The organism is Castellaniella denitrificans, from assembly GCF_042653765.1.
Classification (GTDB): Bacteria; Pseudomonadota; Gammaproteobacteria; order Burkholderiales; family Burkholderiaceae_B; genus Castellaniella; species Castellaniella denitrificans.
This window is the reverse complement of record NZ_JBHSEZ010000028.1, coordinates 390091-409860: the sequence shown is the minus strand read 5'-3', so window position 1 is coordinate 409860 and position 19770 is coordinate 390091. Positions and strand designations below refer to the sequence as shown.

General features: G+C 68.5%; 14 protein-coding genes. 8 read left to right on the top strand and 6 right to left on the bottom strand.

Annotation, left to right across the window (positions count from 1 at the left end; all coding sequences use genetic code 11):
• Nucleotides 1-5 precede the first annotated feature (5 nt).
• The 3 genes from sucC to metE form a co-directional block, all read right to left on the bottom strand.
• On the bottom strand, nucleotides 6-1166 hold the full coding sequence (gene sucC, locus ACFO27_RS13990; protein WP_376817869.1) for an ADP-forming succinate--CoA ligase subunit beta: 1161 nt from the start codon (nucleotides 1164-1166) through the stop codon (nucleotides 6-8).
• A gap of 59 nt (nucleotides 1167-1225) precedes the next feature.
• Nucleotides 1226-1789, bottom strand: coding sequence for a DUF2889 domain-containing protein (locus ACFO27_RS13985; RefSeq protein WP_376817868.1), 564 nt, complete (start codon nucleotides 1787-1789; stop codon nucleotides 1226-1228).
• A 140-nt stretch (nucleotides 1790-1929) separates the two neighbouring features.
• Nucleotides 1930-4227: a 5-methyltetrahydropteroyltriglutamate--homocysteine S-methyltransferase gene (gene metE, locus ACFO27_RS13980; RefSeq protein WP_376817867.1), complete on the bottom strand. Its 2298-nt coding sequence runs from the start codon at nucleotides 4225-4227 to the stop codon at nucleotides 1930-1932.
• Nucleotides 4228-4329: 102 nt separating this feature from the next.
• Here metE and ACFO27_RS13975 point away from each other — a divergent pair, with 102 nt between their 5' ends.
• Nucleotides 4330-5244: a LysR family transcriptional regulator gene (locus tag ACFO27_RS13975; RefSeq protein ID WP_376817866.1), complete on the top strand. Its 915-nt coding sequence runs from the start codon at nucleotides 4330-4332 to the stop codon at nucleotides 5242-5244.
• On the opposite strand, the gene recX is transcribed toward ACFO27_RS13975, so the two are convergent.
• The gene (gene recX / locus ACFO27_RS13970) at nucleotides 5245-5784 is read right to left on the bottom strand and encodes a recombination regulator RecX (protein ID WP_376817865.1); all 540 of its coding nucleotides are present in this window, start codon (nucleotides 5782-5784) and stop codon (nucleotides 5245-5247) included.
• The gene (gene recA, locus ACFO27_RS13965) at nucleotides 5774-6826 is read right to left on the bottom strand and encodes a recombinase RecA (protein ID WP_376817864.1); all 1053 of its coding nucleotides are present in this window, start codon (nucleotides 6824-6826) and stop codon (nucleotides 5774-5776) included. Before recA ends, recX begins: the two co-directional genes overlap by 11 nt.
• Before the next feature lie 284 nt (nucleotides 6827-7110).
• On the opposite strand from recA, the gene ACFO27_RS13960 reads away from it, so the two are divergent.
• The 4 genes from ACFO27_RS13960 (at nucleotide 7111) to nirK (ending at nucleotide 12487) form a co-directional block, all read left to right on the top strand.
• A complete protein-coding gene (locus ACFO27_RS13960) occupies nucleotides 7111-7812 on the top strand; it encodes a response regulator (protein WP_376817863.1) in 702 nt (233 codons plus the stop codon).
• Nucleotides 7813-7827: 15 nt separating this feature from the next.
• Nucleotides 7828-9279 carry a sensor histidine kinase gene (locus ACFO27_RS13955; RefSeq protein WP_376817862.1) on the top strand — a complete coding sequence of 484 codons (1452 nt, stop codon included), beginning with the start codon at nucleotides 7828-7830 and terminating at the stop codon, nucleotides 9277-9279.
• 14 nt (nucleotides 9280-9293) lie between these two features.
• Complete coding sequence (locus tag ACFO27_RS13950) at nucleotides 9294-10958, top strand: MFS transporter (RefSeq protein ID WP_376818067.1); 1665 nt, start codon at nucleotides 9294-9296, stop codon at nucleotides 10956-10958.
• Nucleotides 10959-11302: 344 nt separating this feature from the next.
• Nucleotides 11303-12487 (top strand): copper-containing nitrite reductase, encoded by a 1185-nt coding sequence (gene nirK / locus ACFO27_RS13945; protein WP_376817861.1) that lies wholly within the window; start codon nucleotides 11303-11305, stop codon nucleotides 12485-12487.
• Nucleotides 12488-12782: 295 nt separating this feature from the next.
• Here the strand turns inward: nirK and asnB are convergent, their stop codons facing one another.
• Complete coding sequence (asnB, locus tag ACFO27_RS13940) at nucleotides 12783-14735, bottom strand: asparagine synthase (glutamine-hydrolyzing) (protein WP_376817860.1); 1953 nt, start codon at nucleotides 14733-14735, stop codon at nucleotides 12783-12785.
• 119 nt (nucleotides 14736-14854) lie between these two features.
• Here asnB and ACFO27_RS13935 point away from each other — a divergent pair, with 119 nt between their 5' ends.
• Genes ACFO27_RS13935 through ACFO27_RS13925 form a run of 3 tightly spaced genes read left to right on the top strand, consistent with a single transcriptional unit; the run spans nucleotide 14855 to nucleotide 19765 of the window.
• Nucleotides 14855-16171 carry a hypothetical protein gene (locus ACFO27_RS13935; RefSeq protein WP_376817859.1) on the top strand — a complete coding sequence of 439 codons (1317 nt, stop codon included), beginning with the start codon at nucleotides 14855-14857 and terminating at the stop codon, nucleotides 16169-16171.
• Nucleotides 16164-16952: a hypothetical protein gene (locus ACFO27_RS13930; protein WP_376817858.1), complete on the top strand. Its 789-nt coding sequence runs from the start codon at nucleotides 16164-16166 to the stop codon at nucleotides 16950-16952. Before ACFO27_RS13935 ends, ACFO27_RS13930 begins: the two co-directional genes overlap by 8 nt.
• Entirely contained in the window at nucleotides 16952-19765 is a 2814-nt protein-coding gene (locus tag ACFO27_RS13925; RefSeq protein WP_376817857.1) for an ATP-binding protein, read from the top strand. Before ACFO27_RS13930 ends, ACFO27_RS13925 begins: the two co-directional genes overlap by 1 nt.
• Nucleotides 19766-19770: the final 5 nt, after the last annotated feature.

Genomic DNA, 19770 nt, shown 5'->3' with positions numbered 1-19770 from the left:
GGTGCTTATTTCGCGGCGGCGACGGCGGCGGTCGCGGCTTCGGCCATGGTATCGGCGCTGATGATGGGCAGGCCCGAGGCCGCCAGCATCTTCTTGCCCTGTTCTTCGTTGGTGCCCTTCATGCGCACCACCAGCGGCACGCCGAGGTTCACGGCCTTGCAGGCGGCGATGACGCCTTCGGCGATCACGTCGCAGCGCATGATGCCGCCGAAGATGTTGACCAGGATGGCCTTCACGCCGTCGTTCTTGAGCATGATCTTGAAGGCTTCGGTGACCTTTTCGGCCGTGGCGCCGCCGCCGACGTCCAGGAAGTTGGCCGGCTCGCCGCCGAACAGCTTGATGGTGTCCATCGTGGCCATGGCCAGGCCGGCGCCGTTGACCAGGCAGCCGATGTTGCCGTCGAGCTGGATGTAGGCCAGGTCGAACTTGCTGGCCTCGATCTCGGCGGGATCTTCCTCGTCCAGGTCGCGGTAGGCGACGATCTCGGGGTGACGGAACAGCGCGTTGGAATCGAAGTTGAACTTCGCGTCCAGGGCGACGATGTTGCCCTTGCTGTCGCGGTTCAGGGGGTTGATCTCGACCAGCGAGGCATCGGTTTCCATGTAGCACGTATAGAGCTTCTGGCACACGTCGATGAACTGGTCCACGGAATCGGCCGGCATGGCGACGCCCTTGGCCAGCTTTTCGCCGTCGGCCCGGGTGAAGCCCTGCAGGGGATCGATCATCACCGTGATGATCTTTTCGGGGGAAGAATGGGCGACTTCCTCGATGTCCATGCCGCCTTCGCTCGAAGCGATGAAGGCCACTTTCTGCGTGGCGCGGTCGGTCACGACGGACAGGTAGTATTCCTTCTGGATGTCGGCGCCGTCCTCGATGTACAGGCGGCGCACCTTCTGGCCCTCGGGGCCGGTCTGGTGCGTGACCAGTTGCATGCCCAGGATCTGGCCGGCCAGCGTCCTGACTTCGTCCAGCGACTTGGCGACCTTCACGCCGCCACCCTTGCCGCGGCCGCCGGCGTGGATCTGCGCCTTGACGACCCAGACAGGACCCCCCAGTTTTTCGGCTGCCGCCACGGCCTCCTCGACCGAGAACGCGGGGATGCCGCGCGGGACAGTCACGCCAAACTTCTTCAGCAATTCCTTGCCTTGATATTCGTGAATTTTCATGAGTTACCTGTCAGTGGAGAAAAAAGAAAGCCGCCGGCCCGCCGCTTCGACGTTCAGAGCTAGCGTTCATCGGAATGCGCCTCGGCGGGAACATACCAGGGGGAATAATGTGCGCGCACCACGGGCCCGTCCACCCGCAGGGCGTGGCAGCCGTCCAGCTGGAACGGCCGCTCGCCGGTATCGGATTGCCGCTGGCGGCCGGCCATGGTCTGGATGGCCACGGTGGGCAGCACGTCGGTCAGTTCCGTGACGTGGGTGCAGCCGGCCGTGCGGCCGAAGCGCTCGCGCACGTGCTTGCGGAACTGGTTGAGCAGGTTCAGGCCGACCAGGCGGCGGTATTCCGGCGCGATGGCGCCGCAGAATTCGCCGTAGGGCGCGGCTTCGTAGGCGGCCTCGGCCGCCGTGATGGTGAAGCGGTCGTCGATGGTGATGCGCAGGCGCATGTGGTGCACCGGTGCGCCCGCGGGATGGACGCCGCCGCCGCGGATCGGGAAATCGTAGGCCTTGGTGTCGACGAGTTCGGCTTCCAGGTCCCACAGCCCATCATCCCGGGCATAGGATTCGACGCGGATGGAGCGCGTGTGGACGGGACGGCGCGGACACGCCGGATCGGACAAAGGCATGGGGGACGAAAGGGCCGGGATTCGTAAAACCTTTCAATTATATACCGTGTATAAGCCCCCGATTATGTCGGGGGCCCATGCGCCGCCCCGCCCCGGGCGGGACGCGCCGGCCCCTCGGGGGCCGGCGCCCGCGCGTCCGGTCAGGCCGCTTCGCGCAGCGTCCGGGCCGCCTGCACCATCGCCTGCAGCGCCGCGCGGGTCTCCGGCCAGCCGCGCGTCTTCAGGCCGCAGTCCGGATTCACCCAGAGCCGCTCGGCGGGCAGGCGGCGGGCGGCGCGCCGCACCAGGTCCACCATCCAGTCCTCGCGCGGAACGTTGGGCGAATGGATGTCGTAGACCCCCGGTCCGATGTCGTTCGGGTAGGCGAACGCCTCGAACGCCCCCAGCAGCTCCATGTTCGAGCGTGAGGTCTCGATGGTGATGACGTCGGCGTCCATCGCCGCGATCGATTCGATGATGTCGTTGAACTCCGAATAGCACATGTGCGTGTGGATCTGCGTGTCGTCGCGCACCCCGCTGGTGGACAGGCGGAAGCAGTCCACCGCCCAGTCCAGGTAGGCGGCCCAGTCGCCGCGCCGCAGCGGCAGGCCTTCGCGGAAGGCCGGCTCGTCGATCTGGATCACGGTCACGCCGGCCTGCTCCAGGTCCTGGACCTCGTCGCGCAGGGCCAGGGCGATCTGGCGGCAGGTCTGTTCGCGCGGCTGGTCGTCGCGCACGAAGGACCACTGCAGGATCGTCACCGGGCCGGTCAGCATGCCCTTGACCGGCTTGTCCGTCAGGGACTGCGCGTAGGCCGACCAGGCCACGGTCATGGGCGCCAGGCGGGCCACGTCGCCGTAGATCAGGGGCGGCTTGACGCAGCGCGAGCCGTAGCTCTGCACCCAGCCGTAGGCGGTGAAGGCGAAGCCGGCCAGCAGTTCGCCGAAGTATTCCACCATGTCGTTGCGCTCGGGCTCGCCGTGCACCAGCACGTCCAGCCCGATTTCCTCCTGGAAGCGCACCACGCGCTCGATTTCCTCGCGGATCGCCTTTTCGTAGGCGGCGTCCCCCAGCGCCCCGGCGCGCCAGTCGCGGCGCAGCGCGCGGATTTCCGGCGTCTGCGGGAAGGAACCGATGGTGGTCGTGGGATAGCGCGGCAGGCCCAGGCGCGCCTGCTGGGCGGCGATGCGCCGGGCGAACGGCGCGCGGTCGCGGCGGATCGAATCCGAGGCCGCGAGCCGCTCGGCCACGTCCCGGCGATGGATGCGGCTGGACACGGCGCGGTCGCGCACGGCCTGGCGGGCGGCCGCCAATGCCTGCCGGTCGTTGGCGTCGGCGTCGCCATCCACCAGGGTCCGCAACAGGCGCAGTTCGTCGAGCTTCTGCACGGCGAAGGACAGCCAGCCGCGCAGTTCGTTGTCCAGGGCGGTCTCCAGGCCCAGGTCGATGGGGCTGTGCAGCAGCGAGCACGAGGGCGCCAGCCACAGGCGATCGCCCAGGCGGTCGGCCGCCGCGCGGACCTGTTCATGGATGCGGTCCAGGTCGGCGCGCCAGACGTTGCGCCCGTCGATCACCCCCAGGGACAGGACCTGTTCGTCACGCAGCGCGGCCAGCACGGCTGCTCGCTGGTCCGGCGCCCGCACCAGGTCCACGTGCAGGCCGTGCACCGGCAGGGACTTGATCACGTCCAGGTTGTGTTCGATGCCGCCGAAATACGTCGCCAGCAGCACCTTCGGCCCCTGCGCCGCCAGGCGGGCGCAGACGCCGGCCAGCGCCTCGCGCCAGGCCGGCGGCAGGTCCAGCACCAGGATGGGCTCGTCGATCTGCACCCACTCCACGCCCTGGGCGGCCAGCCGCCGCAGCACCTGCTCGTAGACGGCCAGCAGGCCGGGCAGCAGGTCCAGCTTGGCGGCGTCGGCGGCACCGCCCGTGTAGGCGTCCCCCTTGCCCAGCCACAGCCAGGTCAGGGGACCCGGGATCACCGGACGGGCGCGATGACCCAGCGCCTGGGCCTCGGCCACCTGCTCGAACAGCGATTCGCGCGCGATGCGGTAGGTCTGGCCGGGATGAAGCTCCGGCACAATGTAGTGATAGTTGGTGTCGAACCACTTGGTCATTTCGCAGGCCGCCGCGGGGGTGCCCGACGGGGCGCGGCCGCGCGCCATGCGGAACAGGGTGTCCAGGTCGACCGGGGCGCCGTCCGCCTGGCCGAAACGCGCCGGCACGGCGCCCAGCAGCGTGGTCCATTCCAGGATGTGGTCGTACCAGGCGAAATCGCCGACCGGCACCCATTGCGCGCCGGCTTCGGCCTGGATCGCCCAGTGGCGGGCGCGCAGTTCGCGGCCCGTGGCCAGCAGGCTGTCCAGATCGGCCTTGCCGGCCCAATAGGCTTCCTGGGCGCGCTTCAGTTCCCGCGCGGCGCCGATTCGGGGAAAACCCAGATTATGAATGATCGTCATGATTAATCCTGATAACATTAAAATTATTCAATGAATGACATTCTGCCTGGGCAAATAAAAAATAAAAAATCAAATCCTGCACGGATAACATGAGAGAAATTCATGATTGAGCTTCGTCATCTGGAAACCCTCCTGGCCATCCGCAACGGCGGCAGTCTGCAGGAAGCCGCCGAGCGCCTGCACCTGACCCAGTCGGCCCTGTCGCATCAGCTGCGCGACCTGGAAGTGCGGCTGAAGACGCCGCTGCTGAACCGGCGCACCCGCCCCGCCCGCCTGACGACGGCGGGCCTGCGGCTGGTGGCGCTGGCCGAGGACGTGCTGCCGCGCGTGCGCGCGGCGGAACAGGAACTGCGCCGCCTGGCCGCCGGCCGCGCCGGCCGCCTGCACGTCGCCATCGACTGCCATTCCTGCTTCCAGTGGCTGATGCCCACGCTGGACGCGTTCCGCAAGGACTGGCCGGAAGTCTCGCTGGACCTGACGGCGGCGTTTTCCTTCGCCCCCCTGCCCGCCCTGGCGCGCGGCGACCTGGACGTGGTGATCACCTCCGACCCCGAACCGCTGGAATCGGTGGACTATGCGCCGCTGTTCGCCTACGAACTAGTGCTGGCGGTTTCCAGCCGGGGACCGCTGGGCGCGGCCGACCGGATCCGGCCCGAGAATCTCGCCGGCCAGGTCCTGATCACCTACCCGGTCGACCGGACCCGGCTGGACGTCTATACGGCCTTCCTGGATCCGGCCGGCATCGAGCCGGCCGCCGTGCGCACGGCGGAACTGACCCCCATGATCGTGCAGCTCGTCGCCAGCGGCCGGGGCGTGGCGGCGCTGCCCAGTTGGGCGCTGGACGAATACAGGAACCTGCCGGGACTGAAAATCTGCCGGCTGGGGTCGGGGATCTGGCGCACGCTGCAGGCCGGCATCCGCGCCGAAGACGCTGAAACCGCCTATGTCCAGGCTTTCCTGGAACAGGCGCGGCGCACGTGTTTCGAGACCCTGCCGGGCATCCGGGCGCCGGGCTGATCAACGGCCCAGCAGGCGCCGGATGCAATCGGCGGAAAAGCCCCGCCCCGCCATGAAGCGGTACTGCCGCGCATATTCGCGGGGGTCGGCGGGCGGCTGGCCGAACTTGCGCGCCCAGACGGCGCGCGCGCGTTCGGCTTCGGTGGCGCGCAGGGTGTCCCGCAAGTCGGCGAGCTGATCGTCGGCCAGCCCCTGTTGGCGCAAGGCGCCCAGGATGCGTTGCGCACCCTGGCGGGCGGCGGCGCGGTGGGCATAGGCCTGGGCGTAGCGCTGGTCGGACTGCCAGTGTTCGCGCGCCAGGTCGTCGAGCACCGCTTCGACGGCGGCGGGATCGTCGCACCAGGCGGACAGCTTGCGGCGCAATTCCTGGCGGGAATGCTCCCGCCGGGACAGATAGGCCACGGCCCGCGCCTTCAGGCTGAGGCCGGAACCGGAGCCAGGCCTGGCCCCGGACCCGCGCCGGGACGGGTCATCGCCGTCCGGCGATGCGGCATCGCCGCCGGACACGGTGCTGAACCCGCCGTCGGACCTATTCCCCATCGGCGGCGGAGGCCGCGGGCACGGCCCGGAGGGCGATGCCCAGGTGTTCGCGCACGCGGTTCTCGATTTCGAAGGCCATGTCCGGGTGTTCCTTCAGGTATTCGCGGACGTTGTCCTTGCCCTGGCCGATCCGTTCGCCGTTGTAGCTGTACCAGGCGCCGGACTTGTCGATCAGGCCGGCCTGGACGCCCAGGTCGATGATCTCGCCTTCGCGGGAAATGCCGGTGCCGTACATGATGTCGAATTCGACCTGCTTGAACGGCGGGGCGACCTTGTTCTTGACGATTTTGACGCGGGTTTCGTTGCCGACGACCTCGTCGCCCTTCTTGATCGAGCCGATGCGGCGGATGTCCAGGCGCACGGAGGCATAGAACTTCAGCGCGTTGCCGCCCGTGGTGGTTTCGGGGTTGCCGAACATGACGCCGATCTTCATGCGGATCTGGTTGATGAAGATCACCATGCAGTTGGCGCGCTTGATCGTGGCGGTGAGCTTGCGCAGGGCCTGGCTCATCAGGCGGGCCTGCAGGCCGGGCAGCGAGTCGCCCATGTCGCCTTCGATTTCGGCCTTGGGCACCAGCGCGGCGACCGAGTCGATCACGATCAGATCGACCGAGCCCGAACGCACCAGGGCGTCGGTGATTTCCAGGGCCTGCTCGCCGGTGTCCGGCTGGGAGATCAGCAGGTCTTCCAGGTTGACGCCCAGGCGCGAGGCGTACTGGACGTCCAGGGCGTGCTCGGCGTCGACGAAGGCGCAGGTGCCGCCGATCTTCTGCATTTCGGCGATGACCTGCAGGGTGAGCGTGGTCTTGCCGGAGGATTCCGGACCGTAGACCTCGACCACCCGGCCGCGCGGCAGGCCCCCGACGCCCAGGGCGATGTCCAGCCCCAAGGAACCGGTGGACACGACCTGGATGTCGTGTTCGACCTGGTTGTCGCCGTAGCGCATGATCGAGCCCTTGCCGAACTGCTTTTCGATCTGAGACAGCGCGGCGGCCAGCGCCTTGGCGCGTTCGGGGTTGGCCTTGCCGGAGCGTTCATCCATGGGGGAATTCCTATCGTGAGTGACAAGCCGCCGGCACCGTGGCCGCGGGGCGGCCGGGTCCGCCTGCGGCGGGGTTCGGGAAATTATGGCATTAAATTATACTGTATGGAAATACAGATATGCCAATCCGGTCCCGGAGAAACGGCGGGACCGGGCGGCGGGGACGCAGGCGGCCCCGCCGCGCCCATCGTTTACCCTAGATGACCTGACGAGGCCGGGCATGCCACAATGGTCATGGTATGGGCCGTTTCAGCGCCCGCCTCCCCCTGGATGTCATTTCCGCCATGCGTATCCTGATTGCCGAGGACGACAGCATTCTCGCGGACGGGCTGTCCCGATCGCTGCGCTACGAAGGCTATGCCGTGGACGTCGTCAACGACGGCTCCAGCGCCGATTCCGCACTGCAACTGCAGGCCTTCGACCTCCTGATCCTTGACCTGGGCCTGCCGCGCCTGGACGGCCTGTCCGTGCTGCGCAAGCTGCGCCAGCGCGGCACCCCCCTGCCGGTCCTGATCCTGACGGCCGCCGACTCCATCGAACAGCGCGTGGAAGGCCTGGACCTGGGCGCCGACGACTACATGTCCAAGCCCTTCGCCCTCAGCGAGCTGGAAGCCCGCGTACGCGCCCTGATCCGCCGCCACGGCGGCGCGCGCGCGTCCGTCCTGCGCCACGGGCGCCTCGCCTTCGACCTGAATGGACGCGTGGCCACCATCGACGACGCCGCCGTCGAGCTGTCCGCCCGCGAGACCAGCCTGCTGGAAATCTTCCTGTCGCGCAGCGGCCGCATGATCAGCAAGCACCAATTGGTCGACCTGCTGTGCGAATGGGGCGAGGAAGTCACCACCAACGCCATCGAAGTCTACATCCACCGGCTGCGCAAGAAGATCGAGCCGGCCGGCGTCCACATCCTGACCGTGCGCGGCCTGGGATACTGCCTGGAGCCCGACAGCCGCGCCGTGCCGGCGGACACGGCGGCCGTCGGCTGACGGCGCGCCCCCGCCATGTTCGCCGATCCGGTACCGCGCAGGCCCCGCCGACGGCACGCGACCCTGCTGGGCCGCATCCTGCTGTGGATGATCGTGCCGCTGTTCGTCCTGTGGTCGATCGGCATCGTCATCACCTACTTCATTTCCCTGAACATCGCCAACTCGCCCTACGACCGGACGTTGTCGAGCCACCTGCGCCTGCTGCGCCATGAAGTCGAACAGCAGCGCCTGGCCGGCGGCGTGACGCTGTCCGAATCGGCCCGCACGGTGCTGGCCGGCAGCGCGGACGAATCCGCCACCAGCTGGCAGATCCTGGACGCCAACGGCCACCTGCTGGCGGGCGACCCCGGCATTCCCACCCCGGAAAACTGGGGCTACGACATCGACCAGATCCGCTTCCGCAACGCGTCCCAGAACCACCAGTCCATCCGCATGGCCTACGTCTGGGGCGGACGCGACCAGGACGGCACCGGCTTCCTGACGGTCGTGGCGGAGCCGGCCGAGGCGCGCGCCACGCTGCAGCAGGAGATCCTGACCGGCATGCTGACGCCCCAGCTGATCATCCTGCCCCTGGCCGCCATGCTGGCCGGGCTGGGCCTGACCCAGGGCCTGGAGCCCCTCAGCCTGCTCCAGGAACTCATGCGGCGGCGCAAGCCCAGCGACCTGTCGCCCATCCGCGACGACCTGGCGCCGGCGGAGATCGTGCCGCTGATCGCCTCCATGAACAACGTGCTGCAGCGCCTGTCGGACTCCATCGAGTCCCAGCGGCGCTTCGTCGCCAACGCCGCCCACCAGTTGAAGACCCCGCTGGCCGGCATCCGCACCCAATGCGAACTGGCCTTGCGCGAGCAGGAACCCGAGCGCATCCGCGACAGCCTGCAGCAGTTGATCACTGGATCCCAGCGCGCCACCCGGCTGGTGAACCAATTGCTGCTGCTGGCGCGGGCGGAATCCATCGACCCCACCCAGCCGCGCACCACCGAATTGCTGGACTTGCTGCCGCTGGCCGAGACCTGCACCCTGGAATGGGTCGAGACCGCCCTGCGGCGCCGCATCGACCTGGGCTTCGAATCGCCCGGCGAGCCCCTGCCGATCTTCGGCAACGCGGTGATGATCCGCGAGCTGCTGAACAACCTGATCGACAACGCCCTGCTCTACACGCCCCAGGGCGGCCAGGTCACCGTGCGCGCCCTGCCCGAGGGCGACCGGGTCTGCCTCGAAGTCCAGGACTCGGGCCCGGGCATCCCGCCCGAAGAACAATCCCGGGTCTTCGACCGCTTCTACCGGATCCTCGGTCATGGAGCCGAAGGCAGCGGCCTGGGCCTGGCGATCGTGCGCGAAGTCGCCGAACACCACCATGCCACCATCGCCTTCCTGCCGCCCGGCAACCACCGCGACCCGGTCAGCGCCGGCACCCGGCTGCGAGTTTCCTTCCCCCGCGACGACGTGCCCAGGACCCGCACATGAACCGAGCCCGCCCCATGCCGCACGATGCCATGGACGAAACCAACCGTCCCATGACCCACGAGGAACGCCGCGTCATCCTGGCGTCCTCGATGGGGACCGTCTTCGAATGGTATGACTTCTACGTCTACGGTTCCCTGGCGGCCGTCATCGCCCAGCATTTCTTTTCCGGGCTGAATCCCACGGCGGGCTTCATCTTCGCCCTGCTGACCTTCGCGGCCGGCTTCGCCGTGCGCCCCTTCGGCGCCCTGGTGTTCGGCCGGCTGGGCGACATGGTCGGGCGCAAGTACGCCTTCGTGGTCTCGATCCTGATCATGGGCCTGTCCACCTTCCTGGTGGGCGTGCTGCCCTCGTCGGCATCGATCGGCACGGCCGCCCCCATGATCCTGCTGGTGCTGCGGCTGCTGCAGGGCCTGGCCCTGGGCGGCGAATACGGCGGCGCGGCCGTCTACGTGGCCGAGCACGCCCCGCCGGGCCGGCGCGGCTTCTTCACCAGCTGGATCCAGACCACCGCCACCACCGGCATGTTCCTGTCGCTGGTCGTGGTCCTGGGCACCCGCGCCACGCTGGGCCAGGAAGCCTTCGACGCCTGGGGCTGGCGGGTGCCTTTCCTGATCTCCGTGCTGCTGCTGGTGATCTCGGTCTGGATCCGCATGCGCCTGCACGAATCGCCGGCCTTCACGCGCATGAAGAGCGAGGGCCTGGTCTCGCGCGCGCCCATCAAGGAAGCCTTCGGGCGCTGGCGCAATCTGCGCCTGATCCTGCTGGCCCTGATCGGCCTGACGGCCGGCCAGGCCGTGGTCTGGTACACCGGCCAGTTCTACGCCCTGTACTTCCTGACCGAGACGCTGGGCGTGGACGCCAACATCGCCAACATCCTGGTGGCGCTGGCCCTGCTGCTGGCCTGTCCCTTTTTCCTGGTGTTCGGCGCCCTGTCGGACCGGATCGGCCGCAAACCCATCATCATGGCGGGCTGCCTGATCGCCGCCCTGACCTACTTTCCCGTGTTCAAGGGCCTGACGCACTACGCCAACCCGGCGCTGGAACGCGCCCAGAACCAGGCCCCGGTCTATGTCGTGGCCGACCCGAAGGACTGTTCGCTGCAGTTCAACCCGGTGGGCATCGCGTCCTTCACCAGCGCCTGCGACCTGCTCAAGGCCTTCATGGCGAGCCACTCGGTCCATTACGTCAACCAGCCCGCCCCCGAGGGCACCACGGCCTACGCCCTGGTGGGCGAACAGCGCATCGATTCCTTCGACGGCACGTCGCTGCCGCGCGCCGAATTCGCCCGCCGCAACGCGACGCTGCAGGAAGCACTGCGCCAGGCGGTGCGCAGCCACGGCTACCCCGCCTACGCCGATCCGTCCCAGATCAACTTCACCATGGTGCTGCTGCTGCTGTTCTTCCTGGTGCTGCAGGTCACCATGGTCTACGGGCCGATCGCCGCGATGCTGGTGGAGATGTTCCCCACGCGCATCCGCTACACCTCCATGAGCGTGCCCTACCACATCGGCAACGGCTGGTTCGGCGGCTTCCTGCCCCCGGTGGCCTTTGCCACGGTGGCCACGACCGGCAACATGTACGACGGCCTGTGGTATCCGATCGCGGTGTGCGTGATGACGCTGGTCGTGGGCCTGCTGTTCGTGAAGGAAACCCGGCACAACGACCTGAACGTGCCCTAGGGAACCTCCGGACGAGTCCCTGAGCCGCCCGAATCCGCGGCGCCCATTTTCCGCCCGGATCATCCGGGAAATTCCCTGGCGGACGATGCCCGGCCAGGACGGACATGAATGCGCGAATTTCCCCGATATTCTTCAGGGTTGAATTTTAAGCATTTTGTCAGATACCCGATGATTACGGCATGATTTCAAGAATAACGTCAGCCGCATCGAATTCCGGATTATGTTTTTAAGTATTCTGTCAGCTATCACTTATATTGACCATAATCAATGAGTATTATCCCTTGAAGAATAGAATCGATATGTGTCTGAAATGATCAGAATCACACGACCTTCAAGGAGTTCTCATGAAAGGAATACAGGAATTCGACGTCCGTCGGAGAACATGGCTGAAAAACAGCGCCATCGCCGCCACGGCCGGCATCGCTGCCGTTGAAATATTGCCCGGCACGGCGGCGCAGGCCAGCGGAACCAATGACGCGGGAAAGCCTGGCGCCAAAAAGCATGCGGGCAGCGATATTCCGGTTGAAAAGCTCGAACACATCCGGCCGAAACTGCTGCCCCCGCCTTTCGTGATGGAACATGAACAGGCGACCCGTGCGGCGCCGCGCGTGGTCGAATTCACGATGACCATCGAGGAAAAAGAGGTCGTCATCGACGAAGAGAACGGCACCACGCTCCAGGCGATGACGTTCAACGGCTCGATGCCGGGCCCCACCATGGTGGTCCATGAAGGGGATTATCTGCAATTGACGCTGATCAATCCCGCCACCAATACCCAGCAGCACAACATCGATTTCCACGCATCCACCGGAGCGCTGGGCGGCGGCGACCTCACCCACGTCAATCCCGGGGAGCAAGTGACGCTGCGGTTCAAGGCGACTCGGGCCGGCACATTCATCTATCACTGCGCGCCGCCCAATATGGTGCCCTGGCACGTGGTTTCCGGGATGAGCGGCGTCGTCATGGTATTGCCCCGGGACGGGCTGAAGGACGAAAATGGCCGCCCGCTGCGCTATGACCGCGTCTATACGGTCGGCGAATTCGATCTTTATATCCCGAAGGACGAAAACGGCAACTACAAGAAATATGGAACCGCCCTGGAAGGCTATGGCGACATGACGGCGGTGATGAACGGACTGATTCCCACCCACATAGTCTTCAATGGAAAAGTCGGTGCCCTGACGGGGGCCAACGCCATGAAGGCGAAAGTGGGCGAAACCGTCCTCATCATCCATTCGTCCGCGAACAGGGATACCCGGCCGCATCTGATCGGCGGGCACGGGGATTATGTCTGGGAAATGGGCAAGTTCAACAACCCGCCCGCGCTGAATCTGGAAACGTGGTTCATCCGGGGCGGGTCGGCCGGCGCGGCGCTCTATACGTTCCGGCAACCGGGGATTTATGCCTATCTGAATCATAATCTGATCGAGGCATTCAACCTTGGCGCGGCGGGCCATTTCAAGGTCGAAGGCAAATGGGACGACGATCTGATGAAACAGGTCAGCGCACCGGGCCCGATTCCGACGTAAGCACCGCACCGGAACCGGATCTTGCCGCCACGATCTTCCGGGTCCTGGCGGACAAGCGCCGATTCAGAGTACCGTCAGGCGTTCAGCCCTAGAATGGCTGCGCACGCCGATGGCCGCCCGGGCGCCTCGTTCCCCCTTGTCCGCCCGGGCATTCCCGCCGCCGGCTGCCGCCGTCCACGCCCCCCGCGAGCTCCTTTTCGTGTGCGCGGACGGACGCTCCTCACGGCCCGGCCTCGTCCGGGCCGTTTTTTTTGCCGCTGGGCCGCCGGGCCGCCCCAAGGCAAAAACACCCCGGCTATTTCTCCAGCCACGCCTGGAACATCAGCACGCCCCACAGGGGGTACTGCGCGTTGCGGCGTCCGGACAGGTGTTCCGTCCAAGTCCGCCGGATCGGTTCGGGATCGAAGAAGCCTTCCCGCCGCAGGCGCGATTCGTCCAGCAGGCTTTCCGCCCAGCCGCGCAGCGGACCGCGCAGCCAGTCGCCGACGGGCACGCTGAAACCCTTCTTGGGCCGTTCGATCAGCTCACGGGGCACGTGCCGGTACAGCACTTGCCGCAGGATCCACTTGGCGGCGCCGTCGCGCAATTTCATCGACTGCGGGATCCGCCAGGCGAATTCCACCACGCGGTGATCCAGGAACGGCACGCGGCCTTCCAGGGAGACACCCATGGCGGCCCGGTCGACCTTGACCAGGATGTCGTCGGGCAGGTAGGTGATCGCGTCCAGGGCCATCAGGCGCTGTATCCCGTCCAGGCCTTCCAGCGGCAGGGGATTCCCGCGCAGGCAGGTCGAAGGTTCCCGGCCGCCGATCACCAGGCCTGCGGGTTCCCAGCGGGAGATCGATTGCAGGTACAGGTCGTCGATGCGCTCGGCGGACAGCTTGCGGGCGCCCTGGTGCAGTTTTTCGCCGGGCGCGGCGCGCAGCGATCCGGGCAGCAGCGGCCGCAACGGCCCGAGCACGGCGTCCCAGGTCCGGGGCGGCAGCGCGCGGATGCCTCCGGCCGCCAGCATGCGCAGGCTTCGCGGCATGCGCGAGATCCGTTCCCAGTGCCGGCTGTTGCGCACATAGCGGCCGTAGCCGGCGAACAGCTCGTCGCCCGCGTCGCCCGACAGCGAGACCGTGACGTGCCGGCGCGCCAGTTGCGACACCAGGAAGGTCGGGATCTGCGAGGCGTCGGCGAAGGGCTCGCAATACAGGTCCGGCAGCCGGGGAATGACGTCCAGCGCCTGTTCCGCCGTAACGTACAGTTCGGTATGGTCGGTGCCCAGGTGCCGGGCAACCGCCAGGGCGTGCTCGGCCTCGTTGTAGCCCGGCTCGTGGAAGCCGATGGAAAAGGTCTTGACCGGGCGCGCGGACTGGGCCTGCATCAGCGCCACCACGGTGGATGAATCGATGCCGCCCGACAGGAAGGCGCCCAGCGGCACGTCGGCCAGCATCTGCTGGCGCACGGCGGACTTCAGCAGGTCCTCGAGCGCGTCGGTGGCCTCCCGGTCGGACCCGGCGAACGGCGCGCGGACGCCGGCCTCGGCGACATCCGCCAGCGACCAGTAGGGTTCCACGCGCGGCTCGCGCCGGTCGAGCGACACCGTCAGCAGGCAGCCCGCCGGCAGCTTGAAGATGCCGCGGTAGATGGAATGAGGCGCCGGGATGTAGTTGTGCCGCATCAGCAGGCACAGGGCGTCGCGGTCGATTTCCGCCGCGCAGCGCGGATGCGCCCGCAGCGCCTTGAGCTCGGAGCCGAACAGGAAGCAGGCCTCGTCCCCGGCGCCCTGCCAGCCGTAGTACAGGGGTTTTTCGCCCAGGCGGTCCCGCCCCAGGGTCAGGACATGCGCCTGGGTGTCCCAGACGGCGAAGGCGAACATGCCGATGCAGCGGCCCACCGTGGCCTGGACGCCCCAGGCCGCGAAACCCGCCAGCAGGGTCTCGGTGTCCGAATGGCCGCGCCAGTCCGGGGCCAGGCCGGCCTGCTCCAGTTCCCGGCGCAGGTCCAGGTGGTTGTAGATCTCGCCGTTGAAGACGATCACGTGGCGACCCGAGGGGCCGGTCATGGGCTGGTGCCCCGCCGCCGACAGGTCCAGGATGGACAGGCGCCGATGCGCCAGTCCGGCGCCGGAACCGTCGGCCCAGACGCCGGCATCGTCCGGCCCGCGCGACACGATGGTGTCGGCCATGCGCTCCAGGACGGCGGCGGCCTCGCGCGTGTCGCGCCAACGGCCGCTTCCCAGAAACCCCACCAAACCGCACATCGCGCTTTCCTTTCGATCATCGTTCGGCCGCCGGCCAGCCCGGCGCGCGTGGTACATTTTACGGCTGCCGACCGGCCACCCACCCCATCCCCTGGCGAACGATCGCGCCTGGCCCCGTCATGGATTTTCAGCCTCCCCTCGAAGAACAAGAAACCGGCTCGTTCGAGAGCCATTTCCGCGACCCCTCGCTCGCGGCCGAAGCGCCGCTCGCCTGGCTGCTGGGGCAGCGGCTGGACCTGCTGGACGCCTTGCGCGGCCTGCTCTCCGGCGGCCAGGCGACGGCCCGGCTGCGCCTGTGGGTGTTCCTGGAACTGGCCGCCCTGCCCCAGGGCCGGCTGCAGCGCGACGACCTGAACCAGCTGTTCTTCAGCCTCCGGCCCGAGGCCCTGGACGCGACACTCAAACGGCTGCGCGACCTGGACCTGCTGGTCTGGGACGCCACCGCCCAGGATTACCACCTGTCCGCGCTGGCCCAGCGGTTGCAGGGACTGCTGGCGCCGCTGGCGCGCGGCGCCGGCGAGGACGACGACATGGCGGCCCTGCTGGCCCAGGTGGCCGGCGCCCAGGCGCTGGGCCTGTCCGACGCCGGCCAGATCCAGCACCTGCACGCCCAGCTGGCGCGGCGCCACGACGAATTCGCCGACGTCATCGCCAGCGGCTCGGAAGCCCGCCTGCGGGACGCCCAGCCGCGCTTCGAGCGCGCCCTGCAACTGGTCGAACGGGCGGGCGAAGCCCTGACGGCGCTGATCCGGGGCAACCACGACGATCCGCGCCTGGAGCGCGAGGCGCGCGCCCTGGGCCGCGGACAGGCGCGCCTGCTGTCCATGGCCAGCCAGTTCACGCGCGCGCTGCAGCAGGCCGACCGCCAGCGCATCACGCTGGGCAGCACCGGCATCACCAGTTCCGACGTCCGGCAATGGCTGCAGGCGCGCGGCGGCCTGCACGAACTGCTGGGCGACGCCCTGTCCGCCGGCCTCCATCCCGTCTTCGTCAGCGGCCACGAGCTGGTGGACGTCGCCGAGGCGGAATTCGACCGCGACCGGCCCGATCCGGGGCGTGCCCAGGGCCTGCCTCCGGCCGCGCAGGCCGAGCCCGGCACGCTGGAAGCCCTGCGCATGCCGGAGGAGCTGGAAGCCCTGATCGGACAACTGGCCCGCTGGACCGAGGCCGCGCCCGCCGGCGCGCCGCCGCCCGCCCGCCCCGTCACGGATGCGGTGCTGGGCGGCCGCTACGCCCAGGCGGCCTACCGGATGCAACTGCTACCGCTGCTGGGCGACGCGCAGGCGCGCGCCCTGCGGGGACTGACGGGCGACCTGGCGCGCTCCCCCTGGCACGCCGCGCTGCGGCCCGAACTCGAGGCCGCGCAAGATCCCCACGTCGCCCTCATCAGCGCGGGCACGCTCGAACCCGATACACCGGATGAACCCCATGCATGACACCCTGGACGACGCCGCCCTGCTGATCGCCGAACTGCTCGCCAGCCGCTGGCTGCCCCGGCGGCATCCGCGCGTGCGCCGGGCGCTGATCGACGCCGAGCTCTGGCAGACCGTGCAGGACCGCCTGGCCCTGACGGGCCTGCGCCTGGTCGACAACATCCATGCCGACCACGTCTGCGTCGCCCTGCTGCGCGGCGCCGAGACCGCGGTGTTCGGCGAGACCGGACTGAACGCCAACAACAACGCCCACCTGCCGCGCGACGCGGTCTCGCTGCTGGTGCTGCTGTGGTCGCTGATCGTGCTGCCCAAGCGCGAGCGCCAGGCGGCCCGCGCCGCGACGGCGGACACCGGGGGCCAGACGGAAATGTTCACCGCCGAACGCCCGCTGCCCAGTGCGGCCAGCGTCAGCCCGACGGTGTCCTACAAGGCGCTGCTGGCCGACTTCGGCCCCCAGCTGGGCCGCAAGACCCGCATGGACGGCAACCTGAAGCGCCTGGAGACCCTGGGATTCATCCAGCGCCGGGGCGACGAGATCGGCGAAGGGCCGCTGCTGGACCTGCTGCTGGACTACGACGCGCTGGCGCCGCGCATCCTGGAAGGCGCGCTGGGCGACGTGCTGGCGCGCACGCGCCAGCGGGCGGAAGCGGAAGCGAAGGCGGACACGGACACGGCGGCCCCGGAAGACTGCGCCGCGCCGGCCGCCGATGATCCGGACGCAGCCGCCAAAGAAACCGCCGGACCGCCATCCGGCGCCGATCCGCACGCGAAGGACGAGGACTGATGTTTCACCTGCAATCCCTGGAACTGCTGCAGTGGGACTACTGCCAGCGCCTGACGCTGCCGCTGGACGGCGCCATCATCACCGTGGCCGGTCCCAACGGCTCGGGCAAGACGACGCTGCTCGACGCCATGCGCACCCTGCTGGGGCTGGACTGCTCGGGCGGACGCAACTACAAGACCTACGCGCGCCACGCCAACGCCGACACGACCTGGCTGCGCGCCGTGGTGGACAACCGGCCGCACGGCCGCCAGACCTCCAGCCGGCCGTTCGCGCGCAACCTGCTGTACGCGGACCAGGTGACGCTGGCCTGCCGCATCGACCGCAACGGCGGCGACTGGCAGCGCCGCTACCTGATGGCCGACGGCGACGTGCCCGTCGAAACCCTGATCCAGGCGCCGGACAAGGACTGGCTGGGCATCGAGCACTGGCGCAAGCGCCTGGAGGGCGCCGGCCTGTCGCGCGCCATCGCCCGCGTGCTGGCCCTGGAACAGGGCCAGACCGACCGGCTGTGCGAATATTCGCCCAAGGAACTGCTGCGCCTGGTCTTCGACGTGTTCGGCGACCAGGAAGTGCTGGACCGCTACGAAGAGGCCCGGCGCCACCTGCGCGAGCAGGAAGCCGAGGCCGAGGCGGCCGACCGCGACCTGGCGCACGGCCGCGCCCAGCTGGCCGAACTCGAAGCCCGCGTCACCCAGTACCGCCAGTACCAGATCAAGCTGCGCGAACGCGAGGAACTGGCGACCGAGGTCGTCCCGGTACTGGAGTGGCACGAAGATCGGCGCGGCGTCGCCGCCGGTTTGAATGAACTGCACCGCCAGCGCCTGCAGCACGCGGCGCAGAAACGCCAGCGCACCCAGGAGCGGACCGAACTGCTGCGCCTGCTGGAAGCCCGGCAGGCCGCCCAGGATCGCGTCCAGGACCTGGAACGGCAAAAGGACGCGGCGCAAGCCGCCCTGCAGCAGACCCGAGATGCCGAACGGCCGGTCGAAGACCTGGTCAAGCAAGCCGAGGCACTGCAAAAACTGGCGGCCATCGAAGGCGACGCAGCCCAGTTGTCCGAACGCGTGCGCGAGCTGGAATCGCAAAAATCCGAGCTCGACCGCGGCTGGCATGCGGCCAACGATCAGCGCGCCCGGATCCAGTCGGCCCTGGACGGCCTGCAGGGCTGCCGCCAGGCGCCGCCGCCGCCCGAGGTCCAGCGCTTCCAGCGCACGCTGCGCCAGCGCGACATCGGCCACCACCTGATGGCCGACGTCATCGAAATCACGGACGATACCTGGCGCGCCGCCGCCGAAGGCGTGCTGCGCGCCGCGCGCTGGGTGGTGGTGCTGGACGACCCCAGGGACGAAGGCCAGGCCATGGCCCTGGCGGAAAAGGAACGCTATCGCCACTACCTGGTGGCCGAGGCCGAACACGCCCCCGCCGCGCCGCCGCCCGACAGCCTGCTGGCCGTCCTGCGCTTTTCCGGCACCGCGCCCGGCTGGCTGCTGCATCAGCTGGCGCAGATCCGCCGGGTCGCCGACACCCAGGCCGGCGCCCGGGCGGGCGGCGAATGGATCACGCCCCAGGCCTATTGGCGCGACCGCCGGGGCGGACGCAGCGTCTGGGTCGATCCAGCCGAACATCAGTTCGGCGCCGCCGCGCTGACGGCGCGCGCCGAAGCATTGCAGCGGCAACTGGCCCAGCTGGACGGACAGCTGACGGAACTCGCCCAGCGGCAGAGAACGCTGCAACGCGAGCTGGACGCGGCGCGCCGGGCCGGCGAAGGCCATCGCGCCGCCGAAGCGCTCATCCGGGACAGCGAAGCCTTCGAGCAGGCGCGCCGTCAGTGGCCCACCCTGAAACAGGCCCGCATCGAGGCCGGTGAACGGTGGCAGTCCCTGCAGGAAGCGCACAAGAAAGCCGTCACCGAACAGGCCCATGCGGAAACCCGCTACGAAAGCCTGCGGCGGCGCCTGTCCGACACCGAAAAAGACGCCGAGCGGGCCGAACGCGACTGGCAGGCGCGCCGCCAGGAACTGCGCGGCCGGGCGGCGGCGTCCCAGGCTCAGAAACGGCGCTTCCCGGCGCGCTGGATCACCGCCGAAAAACGCCGCGTCTTGATCGAACACTACCAGAACGCCACGCAGGCCAGGCTGCGCGCCGAGAACATCGACAACGAACTGGCCGCGGGCGAATGGGAAACCGACGCCACCGTCGAGGAAAAACTGCTCCTGATGCAGGCCACGGTCGGCGACCAGACGGCCCGCCTGGAGACCTGCAAGGCGCGCAACGCGGCGGCGGCCACGGCCGTGGGCAACGCCCGCGAACGCTACATCGACGTACTGCGCGCCACGGTGCGCCGCTACCGCAAGAACATCACCGAGCTGGGCGCCCTGGCCGGCGTCGAGGTCGTCGCGGAACTGCCCCACCTGGACAACGACGACACCGTGCTGCGCCAGGCCGAGCTGAAGGTCGGCTTCAACTTCGACGGCAAGGGCCGCATCGGCCTGAACGACGGCGAAGCCTCGGGCGGCCAGCAGGTGATCAAGTCCCTGATCCTGCTGGTCGGCCTGCTCAAGGACGACGACATGTCCGGCGGTTTCGTCTTCATCGACGAGCCCTTCGCCCACCTGGACGTGCGCAACATCCAGCTGGTCGGCCATTTCCTGAAGTCCACCCGCGCCCAGTACGTGCTCACGACCCCGATCACGCACAACGTGGAAGTCTTCGAGCCGGCCGACATCACCCTGGTCACGTCCAAGAAGCCGCGCGACGCGCGCTGGGCGCCGCCCATCGGCGTGCTGCAGCGGCGGGCGGAAGCGGCGGTCTGAGGCGC

Excerpts from the sequence above, each read along its gene's own strand:
- sucC (WP_376817869.1), bottom strand. The coding sequence starts at position 1,166 with ATGAAAATTCACGAATATCAAGGCAAGGAATTGCTGAAGAAGTTTGGC.
- ACFO27_RS13985 (WP_376817868.1), bottom strand. The coding sequence starts at position 1,789 with ATGCCTTTGTCCGATCCGGCGTGTCCGCGCCGTCCCGTCCACACGCGC.
- metE (WP_376817867.1), bottom strand. The coding sequence starts at position 4,227 with ATGACGATCATTCATAATCTGGGTTTTCCCCGAATCGGCGCCGCGCGG.
- ACFO27_RS13975 (WP_376817866.1), top strand. The coding sequence starts at position 4,330 with ATGATTGAGCTTCGTCATCTGGAAACCCTCCTGGCCATCCGCAACGGC.
- recX (WP_376817865.1), bottom strand. The coding sequence starts at position 5,784 with ATGGGGAATAGGTCCGACGGCGGGTTCAGCACCGTGTCCGGCGGCGAT.
- recA (WP_376817864.1), bottom strand. The coding sequence starts at position 6,826 with ATGGATGAACGCTCCGGCAAGGCCAACCCCGAACGCGCCAAGGCGCTG.
- ACFO27_RS13960 (WP_376817863.1), top strand. The coding sequence starts at position 7,111 with ATGCGTATCCTGATTGCCGAGGACGACAGCATTCTCGCGGACGGGCTG.
- ACFO27_RS13955 (WP_376817862.1), top strand. The coding sequence starts at position 7,828 with ATGTTCGCCGATCCGGTACCGCGCAGGCCCCGCCGACGGCACGCGACC.
- ACFO27_RS13950 (WP_376818067.1), top strand. The coding sequence starts at position 9,294 with ATGCCGCACGATGCCATGGACGAAACCAACCGTCCCATGACCCACGAG.
- nirK (WP_376817861.1), top strand. The coding sequence starts at position 11,303 with ATGAAAGGAATACAGGAATTCGACGTCCGTCGGAGAACATGGCTGAAA.
- asnB (WP_376817860.1), bottom strand. The coding sequence starts at position 14,735 with ATGTGCGGTTTGGTGGGGTTTCTGGGAAGCGGCCGTTGGCGCGACACG.
- ACFO27_RS13935 (WP_376817859.1), top strand. The coding sequence starts at position 14,855 with ATGGATTTTCAGCCTCCCCTCGAAGAACAAGAAACCGGCTCGTTCGAG.
- ACFO27_RS13930 (WP_376817858.1), top strand. The coding sequence starts at position 16,164 with ATGCATGACACCCTGGACGACGCCGCCCTGCTGATCGCCGAACTGCTC.
- ACFO27_RS13925 (WP_376817857.1), top strand. The coding sequence starts at position 16,952 with ATGTTTCACCTGCAATCCCTGGAACTGCTGCAGTGGGACTACTGCCAG.